General features: G+C 59.6%; 16 protein-coding genes. 4 read left to right on the forward strand and 12 right to left on the reverse strand.

Annotated features, from left to right (window positions below; translation table 11 throughout):
• Window position 1: 1 nt before the first annotated feature.
• From OIM11_05765 to OIM11_05785, 5 genes are all read right to left on the reverse strand, one after another.
• Window positions 2-3,250, reverse strand: a complete 3,249-nt coding sequence (locus OIM11_05765; GenBank protein ID HJJ00629.1) for an FtsX-like permease family protein — start codon at window positions 3,248-3,250, stop codon at window positions 2-4.
• Window positions 3,251-3,270: 20 nt separating this feature from the next.
• On the reverse strand, window positions 3,271-3,972 hold the full coding sequence (locus tag OIM11_05770; GenBank protein ID HJJ00630.1) for an ABC transporter ATP-binding protein: 702 nt from the start codon (window positions 3,970-3,972) through the stop codon (window positions 3,271-3,273).
• A 99-nt stretch (window positions 3,973-4,071) separates the two neighbouring features.
• Window positions 4,072-5,385 (reverse strand): hypothetical protein, encoded by a 1,314-nt coding sequence (locus tag OIM11_05775; protein ID HJJ00631.1) that lies wholly within the window; start codon window positions 5,383-5,385, stop codon window positions 4,072-4,074.
• Between the two features lie 5 nt (window positions 5,386-5,390).
• Complete coding sequence (locus OIM11_05780; protein HJJ00632.1) at window positions 5,391-5,864, reverse strand: universal stress protein; 474 nt, start codon at window positions 5,862-5,864, stop codon at window positions 5,391-5,393.
• Between the two features lie 106 nt (window positions 5,865-5,970).
• Window positions 5,971-7,350: a sodium:proton antiporter gene (locus OIM11_05785; protein HJJ00633.1), complete on the reverse strand. Its 1,380-nt coding sequence runs from the start codon at window positions 7,348-7,350 to the stop codon at window positions 5,971-5,973.
• Window positions 7,351-7,467: 117 nt separating this feature from the next.
• Here OIM11_05785 and OIM11_05790 point away from each other — a divergent pair, with 117 nt between their 5' ends.
• Together OIM11_05790 and OIM11_05795 are read left to right on the forward strand one after the other, a co-directional pair.
• Window positions 7,468-9,750: a hydratase gene (locus tag OIM11_05790; protein HJJ00634.1), complete on the forward strand. Its 2,283-nt coding sequence runs from the start codon at window positions 7,468-7,470 to the stop codon at window positions 9,748-9,750.
• Between the two features lie 106 nt (window positions 9,751-9,856).
• Window positions 9,857-10,894: a branched-chain amino acid aminotransferase gene (locus OIM11_05795; GenBank protein ID HJJ00635.1), complete on the forward strand. Its 1,038-nt coding sequence runs from the start codon at window positions 9,857-9,859 to the stop codon at window positions 10,892-10,894.
• 108 nt (window positions 10,895-11,002) lie between these two features.
• Here OIM11_05795 and OIM11_05800 read toward each other — a convergent pair whose 3' ends face one another.
• A complete protein-coding gene (locus OIM11_05800; protein ID HJJ00636.1) occupies window positions 11,003-12,106 on the reverse strand; it encodes a DUF4868 domain-containing protein in 1,104 nt (367 codons plus the stop codon).
• A 109-nt stretch (window positions 12,107-12,215) separates the two neighbouring features.
• Between OIM11_05800 and murB the strand changes: the two genes are divergently transcribed.
• Window positions 12,216-13,133: a UDP-N-acetylmuramate dehydrogenase gene (murB, locus tag OIM11_05805; GenBank protein HJJ00637.1), complete on the forward strand. Its 918-nt coding sequence runs from the start codon at window positions 12,216-12,218 to the stop codon at window positions 13,131-13,133.
• Here the strand turns inward: murB and OIM11_05810 are convergent.
• From OIM11_05810 to OIM11_05835, 6 genes are all read right to left on the reverse strand, one after another.
• Complete coding sequence (locus OIM11_05810) at window positions 13,130-14,938, reverse strand: tRNA uridine(34) 5-carboxymethylaminomethyl modification radical SAM/GNAT enzyme Elp3 (GenBank protein HJJ00638.1); 1,809 nt, start codon at window positions 14,936-14,938, stop codon at window positions 13,130-13,132. The genes murB and OIM11_05810 overlap by 4 nt on opposite strands.
• A gap of 139 nt (window positions 14,939-15,077) precedes the next feature.
• Window positions 15,078-15,827: a class I SAM-dependent methyltransferase gene (locus tag OIM11_05815; protein HJJ00639.1), complete on the reverse strand. Its 750-nt coding sequence runs from the start codon at window positions 15,825-15,827 to the stop codon at window positions 15,078-15,080.
• 330 nt (window positions 15,828-16,157) lie between these two features.
• On the reverse strand, window positions 16,158-17,660 hold the full coding sequence (gene panF / locus OIM11_05820) for a sodium/pantothenate symporter (GenBank protein ID HJJ00640.1): 1,503 nt from the start codon (window positions 17,658-17,660) through the stop codon (window positions 16,158-16,160).
• On the reverse strand, window positions 17,650-17,919 hold the full coding sequence (locus OIM11_05825; protein ID HJJ00641.1) for a DUF997 family protein: 270 nt from the start codon (window positions 17,917-17,919) through the stop codon (window positions 17,650-17,652). Before OIM11_05825 ends, panF begins: the two co-directional genes overlap by 11 nt.
• A 228-nt stretch (window positions 17,920-18,147) precedes the next feature.
• The gene (locus OIM11_05830) at window positions 18,148-18,507 is read right to left on the reverse strand and encodes a histidine triad nucleotide-binding protein (protein HJJ00642.1); all 360 of its coding nucleotides are present in this window, start codon (window positions 18,505-18,507) and stop codon (window positions 18,148-18,150) included.
• Window positions 18,508-18,567: 60 nt separating this feature from the next.
• Window positions 18,568-19,245 carry a class I SAM-dependent methyltransferase gene (locus OIM11_05835; GenBank protein HJJ00643.1) on the reverse strand — a complete coding sequence of 226 codons (678 nt, stop codon included), beginning with the start codon at window positions 19,243-19,245 and terminating at the stop codon, window positions 18,568-18,570.
• Between the two features lie 160 nt (window positions 19,246-19,405).
• Here OIM11_05835 and OIM11_05840 point away from each other — a divergent pair, with 160 nt between their 5' ends.
• A complete protein-coding gene (locus tag OIM11_05840) occupies window positions 19,406-20,680 on the forward strand; it encodes an ammonium transporter (protein HJJ00644.1) in 1,275 nt (424 codons plus the stop codon).
• Window positions 20,681-20,692: the final 12 nt, after the last annotated feature.

The raw sequence follows: 20,692 nt of genomic DNA on the forward strand, positions 1-20,692 counted from the left end.
CCTAGTCGACCGACTTGAGGCTCTCGACCATGTCGATGGCCCTAATCTTGGGGCGCATGGCGAGCGAGACGATAATCGAGAACACGATCGTGAGCGCGAAGGCGATCACGAAACTCAAGAGGTGTATGTCGCGACCGAACATCATCTCGTCGACCTCTGCCGTCACCACGACGAAGCTCTCCATGCCAATGCCCAGCACGCAGCCGATTAGCGCGCCGATGATGGTGAGCAGAATGGTCTCGCGGAAGATGTAGTCGTTGGTCTCGCGCGGTGTGAAGCCGAGCACCTTGAGCGTCGCGATTTCGCGCATGCGCTCGTTGATGTTGATGTTCGTCAGGTTGTAGAGCACCACGAAGGCGAGCAACGCGGCCGCGATGATGAGCACCCAGACCACGGCATTGACGGTGCGCAGCATCGTACGATAGGTCTCGATAACCTCATCGTAGAAGCTCACGACCTCGACGCCACCGACGTCGAGCAGCTCGTTGGCAAGCGCCGTGCGCTGGTCAAGCGGAGCGTATGCCATGCAGATGGTCTCGGCGAAATCGCATGGCGTGCCCATGACGGCCGCATAGGATGCAGGTGACATGAAAATACCCTGGCCGGTGTAGTACTCGGCAATGCCGGATACGGTGACCTCGTGCGCTACGCCCTCGCGCTCCCCGACCATGCTTTGATCGTAGATCTCGATCGTGTCGCCAACGGAGATGCCAAGCTCGCTTGCGAGTTTCTCGGTAACGACAGCCCCCGTCTCGCCAAGCGTGAGCGGCGCATGGCCAACACGTTCGCGCAACGTGTAGAACGCGTCGAAACGTTCGAGATCGGCTGGTACGACGAGCGCTGCGCGGATGTCCTTATCGGCGCCCTCCCGCGTGACGATGGCGTTTTCACGCCCGATTTGCATCGTGTCGGTCACGATATCCGAATTAGCGAGAGTCTCCTCGACGATGGACGCGTTATGGGAGTCCTGCTCCGCATTCGTCGTGATCTCCAAGTTGAAGTGCTGGATCTGCCCGAACTGCTTCTCGATGATGTCGTTGATGCCATCGCGCAGGCCTAGACCCGTGAGCAGGAGCGCCGTGCAACCGGCGATGCCGATGACGGCCATGAAGAAGCGTCGCTTGTAGCGGAAGAGGTTGCGTGTCGTAACCTTGCTCGAAAACGAGAGCCTGCGCCAGATGGGCCCAACGCGCTCGAGCAAGATGCGCTTGCCGGCCTTGGGCGCGCGCGGCAGCATAAGGAGCGCGGGGCGTTCGCGCAGCGAGGAAAGCACGGCGAACAAGGTTGCCAGCAAGGTGATGCCCACGCTCAAGGCGAAGGCAAACAGCGCAATGGGGACATCGATGGGAGAGGAACTGATGGGCAGTGCGTAGATGATGGCGTACGAGTTCATGATGAGCTGGGGCAACGCCTGTGAAAGCAGGAGTATGCCGACGATGCTTCCCATGCCACTGGCAAGCAATGCATATATGAGGTACTTGGAACATATGCGCGCATTGCCATAGCCGAGCGCTTTATAGGTGCCGATGAGCATGCGCTCCTCTTCCACCATGCGCGTCATCGTCGTGAGCGAGACAAGCGCTGCCACGAGGAAGAAGATGAGTGGGAACACGCGTGCGATCTGGTCGATACGGCTTGCATCGGCCTCATGTCCCGCCATGCCCACGTTTTTGCCACGATCGAGTACGTAGAAATCCGGAAGTTCGATGGCATCGATGTCGGCCTGGGCCTCATCGAGTTGCGTCTTCGCGTCAGCGAGCTCGCGCAGGGCGTTTTCGCGATTCGTACGATAGGCCGCAAGCCCGCTTTCGTATTCTGCGCGGCCACTTTCGTACTCGGCTTGGCCACGCGCATATGCCGCTTCGCCCTCATCGTAAGCCGACCGACCGGCATCTGCCTGGCGAAGCGCCTCTTCGTATTGTGCCTTGCCGGCGACGAGTTGGGCGGCTCCCGCGTCGAGCTGTGCCTTGACTGCAGAGAGTTCGCGCTCGCCAGCGGCAAGCTGCGCTTCTGTCTGCGTGCGCTCGGCATCGAGCGCTGCCTGGGCATGGGCACGTTGCGCTGGGTCGGGAATCTGATCGACCTGCGCCTGGGCATTCGCAAAGCGCGCTTCGGCCTCGGAGCGCGCCGCCGCTAGCGCAGCTGCCTGCGTCTCGTACTCGTGCATGCCTGCATCGACCTTTTCCTGTTGCGCGTCAAGCTCGCGTTTGGCTGCCTCGAGCTGAACCGTACCTTCGGCAAGTTCGTGCTTCGCGGCATCGAGCTCGTTACGGCTGCTGGCGAGCGTGGAGGCCGCATCGTCCAGCTGGACCTTGGCAGAATCAAGCTGGGAAGCGGCATCATCGAGCTGAGACATTGCCGAAGCATACTCGCGATCGTATTCGGCACGGGCATCGTCGAGCTCGGCTTGGGCGTCGGCCTGCACTGCCGAGAGGCGTGCGACCCGGAAATCGAGGCTCATGCTCTCGAGACGTGCGACAAGCGCATCGACAATCGAGTCATAGCCATCGCCTGGATACAGTTCGTCGGCAGCGCCCGTTACCGTGACGAAGGCCCCCGTATAGGGGAAATCCTCCGCATATGCTTCAGGAGCAACGAAGACATAGCTGTCAACATCGCCAGACCCGAGCTCTGAGGAACCAAAGTTGGAGGTCATGAGGTAATACGGCGAGCGCACAAGGCCCGTGATCACAAACTGCGTGCGTGCGAAGGTATCCACAATGTCCCCCGATCCACCGACGATCTCGATGACATCGCCAACCTGCATGGGCTCGTCGAGCACGGCGTCAGCTGCGACGACGCATTCGCCCGGCCCCGTAGGCCAGTTTCCTTCGACCAATATGGGGCGGTTGATGTACCCCTCATCATCGCTGATGGCATGCATGCCATCAGACGTATCCGAGCTACGCGCCGCGTCGAGGTCGATGCTATTGAAGCGCATGACGTACTTCTCGTCATCATGCATGGCGTATGCGTCGGCCATGCGTACCGGCTCGACGCTACGCACCCCTTCGACCCGCGCAATGGCGTCAAGGTCGGCATCATCGAGGCCGAGCGTACCCGTCACGTATAGGTCGCTCGCATTCGTCGCGTCATAGAACTCATCTGCCGAGATGTTCATGTCGATCGAGGTCATGAGCAGACCGGCGAAAAAGCCGCAGCCGAGCGCCGAAATGATGGCAATCGCCAGGAAGCGTCCCACGGAATGCGTGATGGACCGGCGAACTTCCTTGTTGAATGCGCTTGCCATAGCCGTCTACATGCACTCCCCTACCACTCGATCGAAGCAGCGGAGCTCGGAGCGTCACTCAGCTCGACGGAGGCAACCTTGCCCTCGTGGATGTGAATGACCCGATGGGCAATGGGCTTGAAGGCGGTATTATGTGTGATGAGCACGACCGTACGGCCATGTACGGTCGAGGCATCCTGCAAAAGTTGCAAGATGGCCTTTCCCGTCTGGTAGTCGAGCGCACCCGTCGGCTCGTCGCAGAGCAGAAGCTTGGGATTCTTGGCAAGGGCACGGGCAATCGCGACGCGCTGCTGCTCGCCACCGGAGAGCTGCGCCGGAAAGTTGTCCATGCGCTTGGAAAGTCCGACCATGGCGAGTGCCTCGTCGGCTGGTAGCGGGTCATCGCAGATTTGCGCCGCGAGCTCGACGTTTTCGAGCGCCGTGAGATTCTGAACGAGGTTGTAGAACTGGAAGACGAAGCCAATCTCATGACGACGATATTGGACGAGCTCCTTCTCGGTGAAGGAGCTCACGACACGATCGGCGAGCTTGATGGTGCCCGAGGTGCACGTATCCATACCGCCGAGCATATTGAGCAGCGTGGTCTTCCCCGAGCCGGAAGGGCCGACTATGCAGGCGAGCTCGCCCTCGTCTATGTCGAAGTTCAGGCCATCGGCGGCGCATACCTGCGTCTCGCCCATCTGGTAGATCTTGCGCACGTCTCTGAACTCGACAAATGCCATCGCTGGCTCCCTTGCGATAGTTTTGACAATCATCTTCAGCTGATAGTAGCACGAGCGTCATGGTGATGACACGCGGACAGCGCGCTTCGACACGATGCGCTAGAGCGTGGGGCTTGGCAGATACGTGAAGCGAGAAAGTCCGTTGACCATGTCGGCAAAGGTCTGCTCCGTGATTTGGTCAGACCCGATGAAGAAGCTCTCAGACGGTGCGGTACCCTCGCCCTGCTGACCCCAGGAATGCGTATAGTCGTATTCGAGCACGGCCACACCCTTCGAGATGCTATAGAAACTAAACGTTTCCGTGTTGGTACCCATCGTGGCAAAGACAACCTCATGACGCGCGGTCGAATACCAGATACCGGGATCATGGTTGGCACCACCGGCCGCCGAGCACAGTTCGACGACTTGATGCGAGAAGGCATCGTAGGCGTAGACGGAGCACACGGCACCCATGGCGCTAGCGGAATTGCCCGCGATGAGCAGCTCGGGCATCTCGTCACCATCGAGGTCGGCGATCTGGTAGCCAATCCCCGTACTGCCAGCCTCCTTGGCCTTTACCTCGAGGGCATCGGTCGCCGTCGTAATGCGCTCGGCCTTCTCGGCTGCAGCTTGTGCCACCGCAGCGGCCTCGTCACGCTTCTGCATGAGAGCGTCTCGATACGCCGTCGCTTTGCCCTGCTCGAATCCGGACTCGATGGCGTAATCGTAGGCGAGGGTGATTTGCTCATCGGTGATATCCGCGGGATTGGCGAACATGAACTCGAACTTTGGATAGTTTGTCTCGACGACCTCGCCTTCGGAAAGATCGGTAGGCACCTCGACCATGAGTTGCGTGTCGGGAACCTCGTAGAATTGCGCATCGTCAAGCAGCGGCGAAGATGCAACGGTAATCACGTAGCTACCGGGCGAAAGCTCGATGCCCGTGCCGTCTGGTCCGACGAAGGCGACGACGTCGACGCCCTTGTTGTCCATGTCCACACCCTCGACATGAAAGGGAATCTTTGAATCGGCAAGGTCATACCCAGGCGCATCTACCTGCATCCAGACGGGATGGACGGCAAGTGCCTCCTGATGTTGACGATACTGGTAGATGAACCACGCCGCTGCAGCGACGAGCGCACAGGTGACGAGCAGAACGAGGAAAACGATGAGTCCGCGATGCCTGCGCGGCGATCCTGCCTCTTCCGCTATCTCCGACTGAGCATCCTGCGCATCTTGCGTCTTGGGCGCGAAGGCAGCATCGCCATCAGAAACGGCGTCCGAGGGAAGAATGGAATGCTTGCCTACCTTGAAGGGGACATCGAGGGGATTCTCCTCAGACAGCACGACGGTCTCGTCAGGCGAGAGGTAGAGGTTTCCTGTTTTGCCGGCAAGATTGAGCGCCTGCGTGAGATCTGTGTCCCGCCCCGTCATGTACGCTACTTGACCACGAGGACCGGTAGGTCGACGCCACGCAAGACAGCCGAGCTCACCGAACCCAGGGCCGCGCGAATGACACCGAGACCACGCCTTCCCATGGCGATGCAATCGATGCCATGTTCGTTTGCATAATCGCAGATAACATCCTGAGGTCGGCCGTTTTCGATGACGATCTGGATGTCGATGTTGTCGGGTACGCTCGCGAAGAAGCCTTGGATCTGCGTCTGGACGCTCTTGCGATGCTCGTTGTTGTAGTTGTCGCGCGTGGCACTCAACACGGCGGCATCGATCTTGGGAACGCCGGCCATGCGGGCGGCAACCTCGAAGGTCGAGTCGTCGAAATTCATGGGAGCCGCAACCTTGAGTACTGTGATCACGACGGGCACGCTCGAGCTTGACATCTCGATGGCGGCTTTAAGTGCGCGCTGCGAGGGTTCGGATCCGTCGAAGGGAACAAGTATGTTTCGATACATGGCAGCCTCCCGTTCATGATATGACCGTGATGTCATTATACTCCATGACGATATACCGATGCGAAGAGACGGGACCAGACAAATGTCGCCGGGGCGCTTTCGTGTCCTACAGGAAGAACAGCAGGCTGTCGATGATGAAGACCGGTATGAGGAACGCGAGCGCCCAGCCGATGTAGCCGAAGAAGCTCGGCATCTTGACGCCGGCGCCCTCGGCGATATTCTTGACCATGAAGTTGGGGGCGTTTCCGATGTAGGTCACCGCGCCCATGAACACCGCGCCGGCCGATATGGCGAGCAGGATCGTCGGATCCACGGAACCCACCGTAGTCGCCACCGCGCCGGCCGCGTCGGTGCCCAGGGCCCCGGCCGTGGTGAGGAAGACCACGTAGGTCGGCGAGTTGTCGAGGAACGACGACAGCGCGCCGGTGGCCCAGAAGAACCCCAGCGGCGAGTCCAGCCCGAGCGATCCGCCGTAGGCGCGCAGGATGGCCAGCGCCGGAATCATCGTGATGAAGATGCCGATGAAGAGCTTGGCGACCTCGGCGATGGGCGCCCACTCGAAGTTGTTGCGCGAGCGGTCGTCCTTCGAGGTCGTGACCCAGGACAGGGCGGCGGCCAGCAGTATGAGGGCGATCTGGACGACGTATTCCACCCCGATGTGCACCCCGAAGACGCCGAAGCCGAAGGTCATCCCCGTCTCGGCGTCGATGAACGCCTCGAGCTGCGGGATGAGGCCGTTGAGGATGACGCCCGCGATGACGAGCAGGAGGAGGAACAGGTTGTGCCAGCCCTGCAGGTGGATGGGCACGCGGTCGTCGGCGCGGGACAGCAGCTCGAGCTTCTCGCGGCTCTCGCGTGGCTCGCGGCGCGTGAAGTAGCGGTCGACGACGACGAACAGGCCGATGAGCAGGACGGTGTTGGCGAGCAGCAGCGGCCAGATGTGTTGCAGCGTCCAGAAGAACGGCACGCCGCGCAGGTAGCCGAGGAACAGCGGCGGATCGCCCAGCGGCGTGAGGCAGCCGCCGGCGTTTGCGACCAGGAAGATGAAGAAGACGACGATGTGCGCGCGGTACTTGCGCCACAGGTTGGCGCGCAAAAGCGGCCGTATGAGCAGCATGGCCGCGCCGGTGGTGCCGACCCAGCTCGCCAGCAGCGTGCCGATGAGCAGCATGATGACGTTGTTTCTCGTCGTACCGGCGATGGTGCCTCCCACGTGTATGCCGCCGGCCACGACGTAGAGCCCGAGCAGGAGCACGATGAAGGGAATGTAGTCGCCGATGACGACCTCGGCGAGCTGCTCGGCCGTGACCTCGGCCCCGTAGGCGAAGACGAAGGGCACGAGGAACAGCAGCGCCCACGCGAGGGCGACGAGCAGCTGGTGCTTCTCCCACCACTCGGCCTTCACGAGCGGGAAGATGGCAATGGACAGCAACATGCCCGCGAAGGGGATGATGCTCCATATGGGAAGTGTTTGGCCAAGTTCCATAGGATATTCCAGAGCGCTTTAGTACAATCGAGTGTTAACTATACCATTACACGTATGGGATTGGGTCAAAAAACGCACGTCAAAACAGGTGACGGCATCGAAGCGGAAGGACTATCCATGGTTAAGCTCACTGACAAAGGCGCCTACCTTATCGATGGCACACAGCTCGTCTTGGAGGATGAGCAAGAACGCCTCGAACAGCTAGGCATCACCTCTGCTGAGCGCGACAAGGCACATGAGGGCACGATTGCCCATCGCATACTCACGTCACATACCATCACGGACAATCCTGAGCACCTTCGCATCAAATTCGACGCGATGGCAAGCCACGACATCACCTACGTTGGCATCATTCAGACCGCGCGCGCGTCTGGCATGGAGCGCTTTCCCCTGCCCTACGTGCTCACCTGCTGCCATAACTCGCTATGCGCCGTGGGTGGCACGATCAACGACGATGACCACTTCTTCGGTTTGTCCGCGGCCAAGAAGTACGGCGGCATCTACGTGCCGCCTCATATCGCCGTCATCCACCAGTTCATGCGCGAGAACTTCGCCGGTTGCGGCAAGATGATCCTCGGCAGCGATTCCCACACCCGCTACGGTGCACTTGGCACGATGGCCATCGGCGAGGGCGGTGGCGAGCTCGACAAGCAACTGCTTGGCGATACCTACGACATCGCCTATCCCGATGTCGTAGCGATCTACCTCACGGGCGCACCTCAGCCCGGCGTCGGACCGATGGACGTGGCGCTTGCCATCGTGAGCGCCGTCTACAAATCCGGCTTCGTGAAGAACAAGGTCATGGAGTTCGTCGGCCCTGGCATCGCGTCGCTTCCCACCGACTACCGCAACGGCATTGACGTCATGACGACCGAAACAACCTGCCTGTCGAGCATCTGGCAAACCGACGACGACACCAAGGCATGGCTTGACCTGCACAAACGCGACGATGACTACCGCGAGCTCAAGCCCGCACATGTCGCCTACTACGATGCGCTCGTCGAGGTCGACCTCTCAGCAATCAAGCCCATGATCGCTCTGCCCTTCCATCCTTCTAATGCCTATACGATCGACGCGCTCTACGAGAACCTCGAGGACATCCTGCGCGAAACGGAACTTGCTGCCGAGAAGGTCGCCGAGGGACGCGCACACTTCAGCCTGCTCGACAAGGTGACGAGCGACGGCAAGCTCGCATGCCAGCAAGGCGTCATCGCCGGATGTGCCGGCGGCACCTACAGCAACATCGTCGAAGCCGCCCATGCACTCAAGGGTGCCTCAACCGGCTACGATGAGTTCTACCTTTCGGTATATCCCTCTTCACAGCCGGTCTTCATCGACCTCGACCGCAAGGGGCTGCTCGCCGACCTCATGGATGCCGGCGCCATCGTGCGCACGGCGTTTTGCGGCCCGTGCTTTGGCGCGGGTGACACCCCGGCGCACAATGCCCTGTCCATACGTCACGCGACGCGCAACTTCCCCAATCGAGAGGGTTCCAAGCCGCAAAACGGCCAGATGGCCGCCGTCGCGCTCATGGATGCCCGCTCGATTGCGGCAACGGCCGCCAACGGCGGAAAGCTCACGAGCGCGACCGAGCTTGACTGCTGGGGCGATATCCCCGCCTACAACTACGACGACCGCGCCTATCAATCTCGCGTGTACTGGGGATTCGGCAAGGCCAATGAGGAGCAGGAGCTGCGCTACGGTCCCAACATCAAGGACTGGCCCGAGCAAGAGCCGTTGGCCGACAACATCCTGCTGCGGATCGTCTCCAAGATCGAGGACGAGGTCACGACGACCGACGAGCTCATCCCGAGCGGAGAGACCTCCTCGTATCGCTCCAACCCTCTGGGACTTGCCGAGTTCACGCTCTCACGCCGCGATCCCGACTACGTACGTCGCGCCAAGCAAGTGCGTGACTTCGAGCAGGCGCGCCTGGCCGGCGAACTGCCCGACGAGCTTTCCGCAATCTACGAGGCCATCCACGGCATCACGGGCTTCGAAAACGTCGATGCGAGCAGTATCGAGATCGGATCGACCATCTACGCACGTAAGCCGGGCGACGGCTCAGCACGCGAGCAGGCGGCGAGCTGCCAGCGCGTGCTCGGTGCGTTGGCCAACATCGTCGAGGAATACGCCACCAAACGCTATCGCAGCAACTGCATGAACTGGGGCATGCTGCCCTTCCAATACGCCGGCGATGTCGAGCTTCTCAACGTGGGCGACTGGGTTTTCGTGCCGGGCATCCGCGACGCGCTCGATGGCGACCTCTCGCATATCCGCGCCTTCGTCATCGGCGATGCAGGCGCACGAGAGATCGAACTGTCGATCGCCGACATGACAAGCGAGGAGCGTGCCATCGTCAAGGCAGGATGCCTCATCAACTACAACCGCGAGAAGTAAAGGTTAAACCCTCGTTTCGTCCATCAAAAGAAGGGCGCACGCGAAGACATTTGCTATAGAATCAATGGCTACGTGAACACACGGCCGATGGATGGAGATGATTGCCGTGACGCAGAAGAAGGACCTGGATTGGGGCGAGCTTAGCTTCAGCTACATGGAGACTGACTTCAGCTACGTCTGCGAGTACAAGGACGGTGCCTGGGGCGCAGGTGAGCTTACGCCCGACCACAACATCACCATAAGCGAATGCGCCGGCATTCTACACTACTGCCAGGAATGCTTCGAGGGCCTCAAGGCATACACGACCGAAGACGGGTCGATCGTCTGCTTCCGCCCCGACCTCAACGCCGAGCGCATGTACGAGACCGCGGAACGTCTCTGCATGCCGCCCTTCCCCAAGGAGCGCTTCATCGAAGCCGTCAAGGAAGTCGTCAAGGCAAACGAGGCCTGGGTCCCGCCCTTCGGGAGCGGTGCCACGCTCTACATCCGTCCCTTCATGTTTGCATCGGGCAAGGTCATCGGTGTCAAGCCGGCCGACGAATACCAGTTCCGCATTCTTGTCACGCCTGTCGGCCCGTACTACAAGGGCGGCGCCGTGCCTATCCACATCTGCGTGAGCGCCTACGATCGCGCCGCACCGCGCGGCACCGGCAACATCAAGGCGGGCCTCAACTACGCGATGAGCCTCCAGGCCAACGTCGAGGCCCATGCCAACGGCTTTGCCGAGAACCTCTACCTCGATTCGCAGAGCCGCACCTACGTGGAAGAAGCCGGCGGCGCCAACATCATCTTCGTGAACAAGGAGGGCACGCTCGTCGTTCCGCAAAGCCATACGGACTCCATCCTGCCTTCCATCACGCGTCGCTCGCTCGTGGTCGTCGCACGCGACATGCTCGGCATGAAGGTCGACGAGCGCCCCGTCAAGATGAGCGAGGTCGAGGCCGGTGACTTCGTCGAGGCCGGCCTGTGCGGTACGGCAGCCGTCATCAGCCCCGTCGGCAAAATCACCTACAACGACGAGGTCATCGAAATCAGCGGAATGGAGAAGCCCGGCCCCGTCATGACCAAGCTGCGCGAGACGCTCACCGGTATCCAAAGCGGCGAAATCGAAGGTCCTGAAGGCTGGGTCGTCACGATCGACTAGCGGACTCGCCATTTCGGCCAGAGATGCAAAATGAGACAGTTGCTCAGAGCAACTGTCTCATTTTTTCAGGTGGGACAAATGACCTGTCCCCTTGTCCCACCTGCCCGCTTATTCGTTATCGCGACCGAGGGGCTTCTTCGAGCGCGCTTCGTACTCCTCCTGGGTAAGTGGTGAAACAAGAAAGTCGTCATTGAGCATGCGCAGGAAGTCGTTAACCTCGCGGTTGGTCGTAAGCATGATTTTGCCGTCCTCGTTGAACTTGAGCTTGCGGCTGTAGTACGCGATACGATTGGCACGCATCTCGAGCTCCTCGGGCTCAAGCTCTGCAACAGGCGAACCCTCGCGCTGCATCTTGAGAAGCTTGTTTGCCACGCCCCTGCTTGCGTCGATGCGCTCATCGAGCTTCTCGAAATCGGCGACGATGCCGTCGAGTGTATCTGCATAGTCCTTGGCGCGTTGGCTCACGAGCTTGTTGAACTTGAACAGTATCTCGAGCGCGCGCAAGTTGCGGAAGAAGACATTGTCGCCGAAGAGCACGAAGTCGAAGGTCGTCCCCACGCGGATAGAGCGGCTCGCAAACGCTTGCGGCTCGCTTTGGGCACCGTCAAAGAGCAGGTAGCTCGACTTTTGCTGAATCCACATACGCTGCGTGCGCTGAAAGGCCACCACGCACTGCGCACTGCCATCAGTACCCGTCACGTACTTGAAGAGAAGACCGCATACCTGCGCGACATCCTCGGCAGCGAGCGTACGGGCAGGAGCGCCGTCAATTACACGACCGTCAATCGCCTTCAGGAAGTGGACGAAGCGCATCACATCGTCGGTCTCCTCGACTTCTTCCTCCTCGGCACCACGCGCCATACGCACGCGTGACAAGTCGTCATCGAACATCGAGCGCGGTGCGACGCCGATGCATACCTTGTCGGTGAAAAGTTCCTCGATGGGTGCATAGACAACACCCTCGAGGTTGTCCTCGCCACGCACCTCCTTGTAACCGAAATCGAGAAAGGCGCGATCGAAGAGACGCTCGTTGAGCAGACGGGACGCGTCATCCTCATTGCCGCAATCGTGCACGAGGCAGATCTCGAATGGCATGGCAGGGTCTTCGGTCTCGATGACGGCGTAGGTGGCGACATGAGCGTGCAGGTTGGCATCGGCTTGCTCGAGCGCACTGAGAAGCGCGACCTTGTCGTTCTTGTACTCTGCAATCATGAGACGTCCCTTCCGGCTAAATTGGTCACGGGCGGGTATTGTAGCTCATAGCCGGGACATTGTCGGGTATCATGCGTACAAGCAATACGATGACAACGAAGGTTATTCCATGGATACAGATACACTTGCCCGCATGCTCACAAATGCAATCGATGCCGAGAGGCTCCAGGCCAACGAGCCCATGAGCAAGCACACCACCTTCAAGGTGGGCGGTCCCGTTGACTTCTTCATCTCGATTGCCTCTGTTGACGAGCTCGTCGCCATCCTCGAGGCATGCCGTACGGCAAACGCTCCCTGGCATGTCATCGGCTGCGGCAGCGACCTTCTCGTCGCAGATGCCGGCCTCTCGGGCGTGTGCATATGTCTCGGCGAGCACTTTTGCGATATCCGCATTGATGGCACGCGGCTCATCGCCAAGGCAGGTGCCACGAACGAGCAGGTCGCCGAGGCAGCTTGCGCGGCAGGGCTCACGGGCTACGAATTTGCCAGCGGCATTCCCGGCAGCATCGGCGGTGCCGCCATCATGAACGCAGGCGCCTATGACGGAGAGTTCGCCCACGTATGCATCGAGGTCCAGTGCCTGACCCCGGATGGGCGCATCATCACCGTTCCCGCATCTGAGGCAGACTGGCGCTATCGTCATTCCATGATGTCGGATGAGGGCTACATCATCCTCGAGGCAACGCTTCAGCTCGTGCCCTGGGACAAGAAGCAGATTCGCGCTCGCATGGACGAGCTCACCGAGCAGCGCTGCGCCAAGCAGCCCCTCGAGCTCGGCAGCGCCGGTTCCACCTTCAAGCGACCGCTTGGACACTATGCCGGCAAGCTCATCGATGATGCGGGCATGCGCGGACACACCCGTGGCGGTGCACAGGTCTCTTCCAAGCATTGCGGTTTCGTCGTCAACATGGGTACGGCAACCGCCCGCGACGTGCGCCAGGTCATCGAGGACGTGCAAAACGCCGTCTTCGCCGACTCCGGCGTCAAACTCGAGCCAGAAGTCCGCATGTGGGGATTCGACGACTAGACATCCCGCGTCTGATAGAGCGTGCCATCCACGAAGCCGAGCTTGCGATAGTAGTCACGCGTCCCAACGGAACTGATGACGTTGATGCGGGTAAACCCCGCATCACGCGCGATGGCGCAGGCCCGCTCGACGAGCTGTTTACCCAGCCCCAAGTGCTGCGCACTGCCATCGACCCGATGCAAGTTCGCGACTTGCCCGTAGACGTGTACCTCGCGAATCATTGCACAGCCAAGTTCCTCGGGCAGTTCGCTTGTATGAATGGTCATATATTCCACATGCGGTAGTGACAGACGCAGAAAGCCGACGATCTTTCCCTGCGGCGTCACCCATTGCAAGAAGCGCTCACTCGTATTCGTCGTCTCGTAGGCGACTTCGTCGAGTCGCAAATCATTGGTGTCGACCTCCTCGCCGGCGATTTCGCGGTAGCGAATCTCGCGTACCGCCTGATCGTGCAGGATCTCGGAAGCCTCGACCATTTGACGCAGGTTCGTTTTCTTGCTGCCGGCAATGATATCCTGCGCCGATATGTCACGAATCATGCGCGAGACGCGCGTGAACGTTGGGGTCACGCATATATCGTGCGCAAGCAGGGCGATGAGCTCGTCTTCGCTATAAGGACGCCACTCCCCCGCATCATGCTTGGCTACAAGCCCCGTTCCTTCCACGAGCACGCAGGGATAGAGCTTGACCTCATCGGGCTGGAAGGCGACATCGCCCACGAAACGCTCGTAATCGCTCCTGTCACCCTCTGCGTCGGAGCCATACAGGTTAAGCATGAAGTGCGTATGAATCTTGAAGCCGAAGATGCGCAGCAGCTCGAAGGCACGACGCAGGGAATCTTCGCTTGCAGGGCGATTGTTGAGCGCGAGGACCTCCGGACGCAGGCTTTGCACGCCGATTTGCACTTTCGTGCATCCGAGCAGACGTAATCGCGCAAGCGTCGCCACATCGAGGGCCTCGGGACGCGTCTCGACGACGAGCCCGACGACGCGGTGCGCACCGTGTTCGTTGATATGCTGTTGCTCGCCAAGCTCGACAAGGTCAGCCGTCTGCCACGATGCGATACGCTCCCACGGACTTTCCGTACCGTAGAGGCTACCGATGGCTTCGTTATAGTCGAGCAGACCTTCGTTTACCTGGCTCTGAACCTCACGAGTTTGCTCTTCGAGAACCTTGTCACGTCCGTCGATACCAGCCATACGATAGCGTTCGCGTCGAATCCTCAGCTTTTCATCTGAGACAGGCGCCTCGTTGAGCGCACGAAAGAGCTCCGTCATGAACCAGGTCTGATAGCCCTGCGGGTAATCGGTCCAGGAGCCACCGAGAATGATGAGCTCGATCTTGTCACAAGCATGCCCCATCTGCGTAAGCGCACGTAGACGCGAGGCAACTTGCAAGTAGGGATCGAAGTAATTGCGCTCGGCGCGCTGACAGGCCGGCTCGCGATGCAGGTAGCTCTTGGGCATGCGCACGTCATTGGGACAATACAGGCAGTTGCCCGAGCAAGGCGCGGGCTTGGTGATTACCGTGATGGTGGCGACACCACTTGCCGTACGGCGCGGTTTCATGCGCAGCGTCACGAAGAGCTGACGTTCGAGCCCCTCGTCAACGCCGAGCTGCGCCCAGGCAGCCGAATCTTCTTCCTTGAGCTTGAGATAATATGGCAGCAAACGCTTCTTGGAATACTTGCGCTCACGTGTGCCGGCCCGCTTGTTATGGCGATTGAGGATCTGGCCAAGTGCAAGGGCGTCAAGCTCCCCTTGGGCACGTATGGCATCGAGTATGTCAACGAGTACTTCGTACATGATGCACGATTTTAGCGCGATACAAAGCGCGTGGGCAGCACGCCTCGCCTCGATGGTCGCTCCCCGACGGCCCACTTCGTGGTCCTTTCGGCTCGCTCCCTTAGACCTCGGCTCGGCGCGCTGTCCGCGCTTATGCTGTCTATATACGTCGAAGCACGAGGTAGCAATTGAGGTCGTCATTGGGACCATCGGCGTTGAAGCGATCGATGAGTTGCACCCTGTCGGCTACGTGACTGACGAACGCGTCAATTTCGGCCTCGGTGAAGCTGTGACAGTAGCGCCAGGTTTCGGGCTCGCTTTGCCAGTCGAGCAGCCAATCATTCTCGTCAAGTTGCAGGTTAGGGCAGCGTTCAAGGGCAAGATGCGTCGCACGAGCCGCCTTGCGTGCCAAGCGTGCATCGCGTTCGAATTGCCAGAACGAGATGAGAAGGTATCCCTGTGGTTTCGTCTTTTCGAGCATTGCATCGAGAAGTGCCTGACGGGCTTGCGCGCCCGGTATGTGATGCATGAGGCCGAATGCGCAGCTTATGTCACATTCGGACACATCATGCAAGCATGACCGAAGCGTTCCATCCCATAATCTAGACACGATGTCCATATCGATGAAATGCACATCGTGATCTTTTGCGAGGAGCTGCGGACAGGCGTCAACACCATATATGTTCAGGCGTGCACGCGTATTTGCCTGGAGAAAATCCTCGAAACGAAGGGTACCGCAACCAAGGTCGAGGACGAATAGTTCGGGTTTGGCAAGCGCATCGGGAATCGCGTTGATGCAACGCTCCCAGCCGCGCCAGGAACGCGTCCTCGTCTGCGCGAAGGAAGCGGCACAGTTAACGTAAAAGTCGCTGGTAAGGGCATTGAGCATGCGCGCGGTCTTGATATCCATGCGTCGCATTGTACGGCATTTATCTTGTCAAATGCTTGCGGACAGGCAACACGGCGTGCGAATAAAACCAAGCGCGGATAACGCGCCAAGCCGAGGTCTGCACCTTTACCCAAGCGCGGATAGCGTCTCGAACCGAGGTCTAAGGGAGCGCACCATCACGTAACCTAGCGTCGGGTAGGCCATCGAGCCGAGGTCCAAGGGAGCGAGCCGAAAGGATCACGAAGTGAGCCGTCGGGGAGCGACCATCGAGGCGAGACGGCCTGCCCGACGTCTCCGCGGAGCGGTCCGTCGGGAAGCGACCATCGAGGTGAGAGATGCTATCCGCGCCCCTTAGGCGACGAAGAAAACCCCGTCAGGTTGGTCGACAACGCCCCGCCGTTTGTCTCGCCATGTTCCCAGCCATGAGAACACAAGCATGAGCACGAGCGAAAGGCTTGCTCCGATGACGATCTGGTGCAGGTCGAAGAGCTTGAAACCCATCGCCATCGTGATGCAGTACGCTGCCACGCCTCCAACCATCGAGGCAAGGGCACCCCAGGCATGTGCCTTCTTCCAGAACAGTCCCATCACGAACACCCAGCAAAATGCCGTCTCGAGACCACCGAAAGCGAACATGTTGATCTTCCAGATGACATCGGGTGGCGCTATGGCGATCACGAGCACGATGATGCCAACGGCATACGTGAAGATGCGGGAAAGGGTCGAAATGCGTGTTTCTGCGACTGACCTGCCGCTCTTCTCGCAATGATGCATGTACATGTCTTTGATGATGGACGAGGAAGAGCTGATGAGCAGCGAAGAGACCGTGGAAATCGATGCGGCGATTGGCCCCACGATAGCTATGCCGGCGAGCCAGGCAGGAAGACTATTCATGATTGCAGATGGGATGATGTTATCTACCGAGCCGCCATATTCGTCAAGGGACCCGGGAAGCACACCCTTGGAAAGCACACCGAGCGAGGTGACGCAAATCATCATCAAGCCGATGATGACCGTGCCGACGACCATGGCGTTCTTAAGGGCCTTCTCGTCCTTGAACCCCATACAGCGCACGACGGATTGCGGCAGACAGAACGTGAGCACGCCCACGAGCAACCACTGCGTCACGTACAGTCCGATGGGCATCTGCCCGTCGGAAAGCGGATCCATCATGCCCGGATTCTCCACCATGATCGTATTCATGATGTTCTCGTAGCCGCCACCAGCGATGAGAATACCCGCCGCAAGGATGACGATGCCGACGATCATCATGACGCCGCAGATGGCATCCGTTATCGCCACGCCACGAAAGCCGCCAACCGTCGTGTACGAGATGACGACGATGCCGAAAATCAGCAAGCCGATGACGTAGCTGTATCCCGTAACAGACTCGAAGAGCTTGGCACCACCGACGAACTGGGCAACCATCATCGCGGCAAAGAAGAGCAGAATAATGACAGCGGAGATGTTGGCGATGGCATCCGACTTGTAACGCGCACGCAGCACGTCGATGACGGTGACGGCTCCAATCTTGCGGCTGATGAGGGCGAGCTTCTTGCCCAGGATGCCGAAGAGCAGGAAGAGCGCGGTCACCTGGACGGCCGACATGTACACCCAGCCCCAGCCTACGGACCAGGCCTGTCCTGGTCCACCAACGAACGAGCTAACCGAGCCGTACGTTGCGATGGTGGTCATGGCGAGCACGAAACCGCCGAGGCTTCGATTTCCGATGAAGTACTCGGAGACAAAACTGCCGCCCTGCAACGCCCTGAACCTACCAATGCTCATGACGACCGCAAATGTAACGAGCAAGAAGATGAGAACGGGTATGAGAGTAAGGGGATTACCTTCCATTGTCGGCCCCCTCCCCTTCACCATCTTCAAGGCCAACGTCATGCATGACGAACTTCGCCATGATAATTGACAAGACAACGGCAAAAACGAAGGTGCCGAAGCAGCCAGTGATAACCCAAAGCGGCGTGGAGAAGACGACTATGCCCGTCTGCGCCACGCCGAAGCCGAGCAACGCCCATACGATGATGGTCGCAACCAGGCCGATGACAGCAGCCAGCGCCTCCCTATTTGCCTGTTGGAGCTTTTCCTTGTACGTCATATGCGAGTCCCGTTTCTCTTCGAATACAAGCTCTGTACGTGGGCAATGTGATGCCCTATGGCACATGGGGCACGGCATATGCGTGTGCGGCCCCGAGGCGTACGGGTGTCGCCACCACCATGCTCGCATGCTCGGCGTATGATAGCGCAGATGCGAGGGCATGCAAAGGGGCACGCGACCCAAGCGGCCACGTGCCCCACCGAAAGGCATTCGATTGCGTTCGCGAGCCTATTCGCGCCAGGAACCTTCGAAGGTCGAGCGACCCATCTTGGCACCGCCGATGACGTGCACGTGCATATGCGGCACTGTCTGAGCAGAATCCGGACCAACATTGATAATGCAGCGGAAACCCGACTCGTTGACGCCCTTGATCTTGGCGACCTTGGGAATTGCCGCCATGATATGACCGAGAGCCTCTGCGGGCACTTCGTCGTTAAGCTCATGGTAGTGCGTCTTGGGGACGACGAGCACGTGAACGGGAGCTTCGGGCTCGATATCGTCGAACGCATACACGTATTCGTCTTCGTACACCTTGGTGGACGGAACCTCTCCTGCGACAAGTTTGCAGAAAATGCAATCGTTGCTCATGACCACTCCTCACTTACATATGAAACATGTCGTCTATACTTGCGCCACTTTATTCCCGCGTCAAGACTCACGCGCCATGACGATGCAATCGTAGCGCACGGCCTTGCCCTGTAACGTGTAGTCGGGTTTAATGCCCGCGAGGTATGACCCCTTGACCGGTCGCTTGATGACGATCTTGCGCGGATGGGCAGCGCGTGCCGCCTCGAGTAGCGCCGTCTCATCCTCGCAGGGTGCCTCGAGCCGATGCAGGAGCTGAAACTTCTTCTTCACCGCAGCACTCTTGCTGCGTCCGGGAAACATCGGATCAAGATAGACGACATCGGGCGGCGTCGAAAGCTCGCGCAAGGCTTTCAAACTGTCGCCTTCGATAACCCGCATGCGCCCGGCAACGTCCGCAAGCTCCGGGTCACGCCGTGCTTGCTCGACAGCATCGGCGAGCATCGCGGCGATGATTGAATTGCATTCGAGCAGCGTCACGGAGAAGCCGGCAGCCGCAAGCAGCAGGGAGTCCTGTCCGAGGCCGGCCGTCGCATCTACGAGCGTCGGCGCTGCAACGCCCTTGACGCGTGCGGCACGCACGAGAAGCTCGCCGTTGAGCCTGCCGTGAAGCAGACGTCGCTTCATATCATCGAAGCTCGCGCGCAGGCGCATGCCATCACCTTCGAGGATGAGTCCATCCGCATCGCGCCTCAAATCGAGTCCAGCTCGTTCCAATTCATTGACACCGTCTGCGTCCATGCATCTTTCCCTCGTGCCTTTCTAATATCAACTGAGAAGGTTGCCCGATTACGAGCATCTCAAGTCAGCGTTAACACAAAGTAACACCCCAGAAACTCGATGGAAACATTGCTCGACGAAAAATTGAGGTGTCAGGAGGAGAAGAAAGGAAGGGATACACATGTTTGATACGGGAACAACATCCTTCATGCTCATCTGCACCATGTTGGTGCTCCTCATGAGCCCTGGCCTGGCCTTCTTCTACGGAGGCTTGTCCAGACGCAAGAACGTGGTCAATACGATGATGATGGTCATGGGTGCCATGGGCGTCGTGGGCGTCATCTGGGTCTTGTTCGGATGGTCCTTCGCCTATGGTGGCGATGGGTCGATACCGTTCTTCGGAGGCATCGATCAGATCGGCTGCTTCTCGACGGTAACGGACATGCTCGCCGAGGCGAGCGAAAACGCCGAGGGCAATGTCTACCCCTCCATCGTCAATATCGGCTTCCAGCTCGCCTTCGCGATGATCACGACGGCCATCATTACCGGTGCCGTCGCCGGACGCATGAAGTTCGGCGCCCTCATGCTGTTCGTCATCCTATGGGTCCCGCTTGTGTACGCCCCGCTCGCGCACATGGTATGGGGCGGTGAGGGCAGCCTCATCGGCAGCATGATCGGAGCACTCGACTTTGCCGGCGGTGATGTCGTTCACATTAGCTCCGGTGTAACCGGTCTCATCCTCTGCCTCGTCATCGGCAGACGCAAGGGCTTCGGCCTCATGAGCTACCGTCCCCACAACGTGCCATTCGTCATGCTTGGTGCCGGCCTGCTGTGGTTTGGCTGGTTCGGCTTCAACGCCGGTTCCGCCTTCGCGGCAGATGGCATCGCTGCCCTGGCCCTCCTCAATACGGTCGCGGCATCGGCAGCGGGCATGCTCTCCTGGATCGTGGTCGAGCGTGTCAAGGTCGGCAAGCCAACGCTCGTCGGCGCCTGCACGGGCCTCGTGGCAGGCCTTGTCGCCATCACGCCCGCTGCTGGCTTTGTCGAGCCCTGGGCGGCAATCGTGATGGGCATAATCGTCTCGCCCTGCTGCTATTTCGCCATCTCGTACCTCAAGAGGAAGATCGGATACGACGACGCCCTCGACGCCTTCGGTTGCCACTCCATCGGTGGTATCGTCGGCGGCATCCTCACCGGACTGTTCTGCGTGCCGAGCCTCTCATGGACGGATTACGGCGGACTCTTCTATACGGGAGACCCCTCCTTGCTCGTGAGCCAGATACTCGGCATACTCGTGACGCTTGCCTTCGTCATCGTCGCCGGTCTCATACTGAGCTTCATCGTCAAGGCGGTCTATCGCGGCAAGGCCCGCGTGGACGAGAGCGACGAGGCCGCCGGCTTGGACGTCGCACTTCATGGCGAGAGTGCGTATCCCGCATATCTGGGTCTTGACTAAGGGAGGAAGACA

The sequence above is a fragment of the Coriobacteriaceae bacterium genome (assembly GCA_025992705.1).
Taxonomy (GTDB): Bacteria; Actinomycetota; Coriobacteriia; order Coriobacteriales; family QAMH01; genus QAMH01.

What these genes read in the sequence shown, in the direction of transcription:
- OIM11_05765 (HJJ00629.1), bottom strand. Translation starts at nt 3,250, where the DNA reads ATGGCAAGCGCATTCAACAAGGAAGTTCGCCGGTCCATCACGCATTCC.
- OIM11_05770 (HJJ00630.1), bottom strand. Translation starts at nt 3,972, where the DNA reads ATGGCATTTGTCGAGTTCAGAGACGTGCGCAAGATCTACCAGATGGGC.
- OIM11_05775 (HJJ00631.1), bottom strand. Translation starts at nt 5,385, where the DNA reads ATGACGGGGCGGGACACAGATCTCACGCAGGCGCTCAATCTTGCCGGC.
- OIM11_05780 (HJJ00632.1), bottom strand. Translation starts at nt 5,864, where the DNA reads ATGTATCGAAACATACTTGTTCCCTTCGACGGATCCGAACCCTCGCAG.
- OIM11_05785 (HJJ00633.1), bottom strand. Translation starts at nt 7,350, where the DNA reads ATGGAACTTGGCCAAACACTTCCCATATGGAGCATCATCCCCTTCGCG.
- OIM11_05790 (HJJ00634.1), top strand. Translation starts at nt 7,468, where the DNA reads ATGGTTAAGCTCACTGACAAAGGCGCCTACCTTATCGATGGCACACAG.
- OIM11_05800 (HJJ00636.1), bottom strand. Translation starts at nt 12,106, where the DNA reads ATGATTGCAGAGTACAAGAACGACAAGGTCGCGCTTCTCAGTGCGCTC.
- murB (HJJ00637.1), top strand. Translation starts at nt 12,216, where the DNA reads ATGGATACAGATACACTTGCCCGCATGCTCACAAATGCAATCGATGCC.
- OIM11_05810 (HJJ00638.1), bottom strand. Translation starts at nt 14,938, where the DNA reads ATGTACGAAGTACTCGTTGACATACTCGATGCCATACGTGCCCAAGGG.
- OIM11_05815 (HJJ00639.1), bottom strand. Translation starts at nt 15,827, where the DNA reads ATGGATATCAAGACCGCGCGCATGCTCAATGCCCTTACCAGCGACTTT.
- panF (HJJ00640.1), bottom strand. Translation starts at nt 17,660, where the DNA reads ATGGAAGGTAATCCCCTTACTCTCATACCCGTTCTCATCTTCTTGCTC.
- OIM11_05825 (HJJ00641.1), bottom strand. Translation starts at nt 17,919, where the DNA reads ATGACGTACAAGGAAAAGCTCCAACAGGCAAATAGGGAGGCGCTGGCT.
- OIM11_05830 (HJJ00642.1), bottom strand. Translation starts at nt 18,507, where the DNA reads ATGAGCAACGATTGCATTTTCTGCAAACTTGTCGCAGGAGAGGTTCCG.
- OIM11_05835 (HJJ00643.1), bottom strand. Translation starts at nt 19,245, where the DNA reads ATGGACGCAGACGGTGTCAATGAATTGGAACGAGCTGGACTCGATTTG.
- OIM11_05840 (HJJ00644.1), top strand. Translation starts at nt 19,406, where the DNA reads ATGTTTGATACGGGAACAACATCCTTCATGCTCATCTGCACCATGTTG.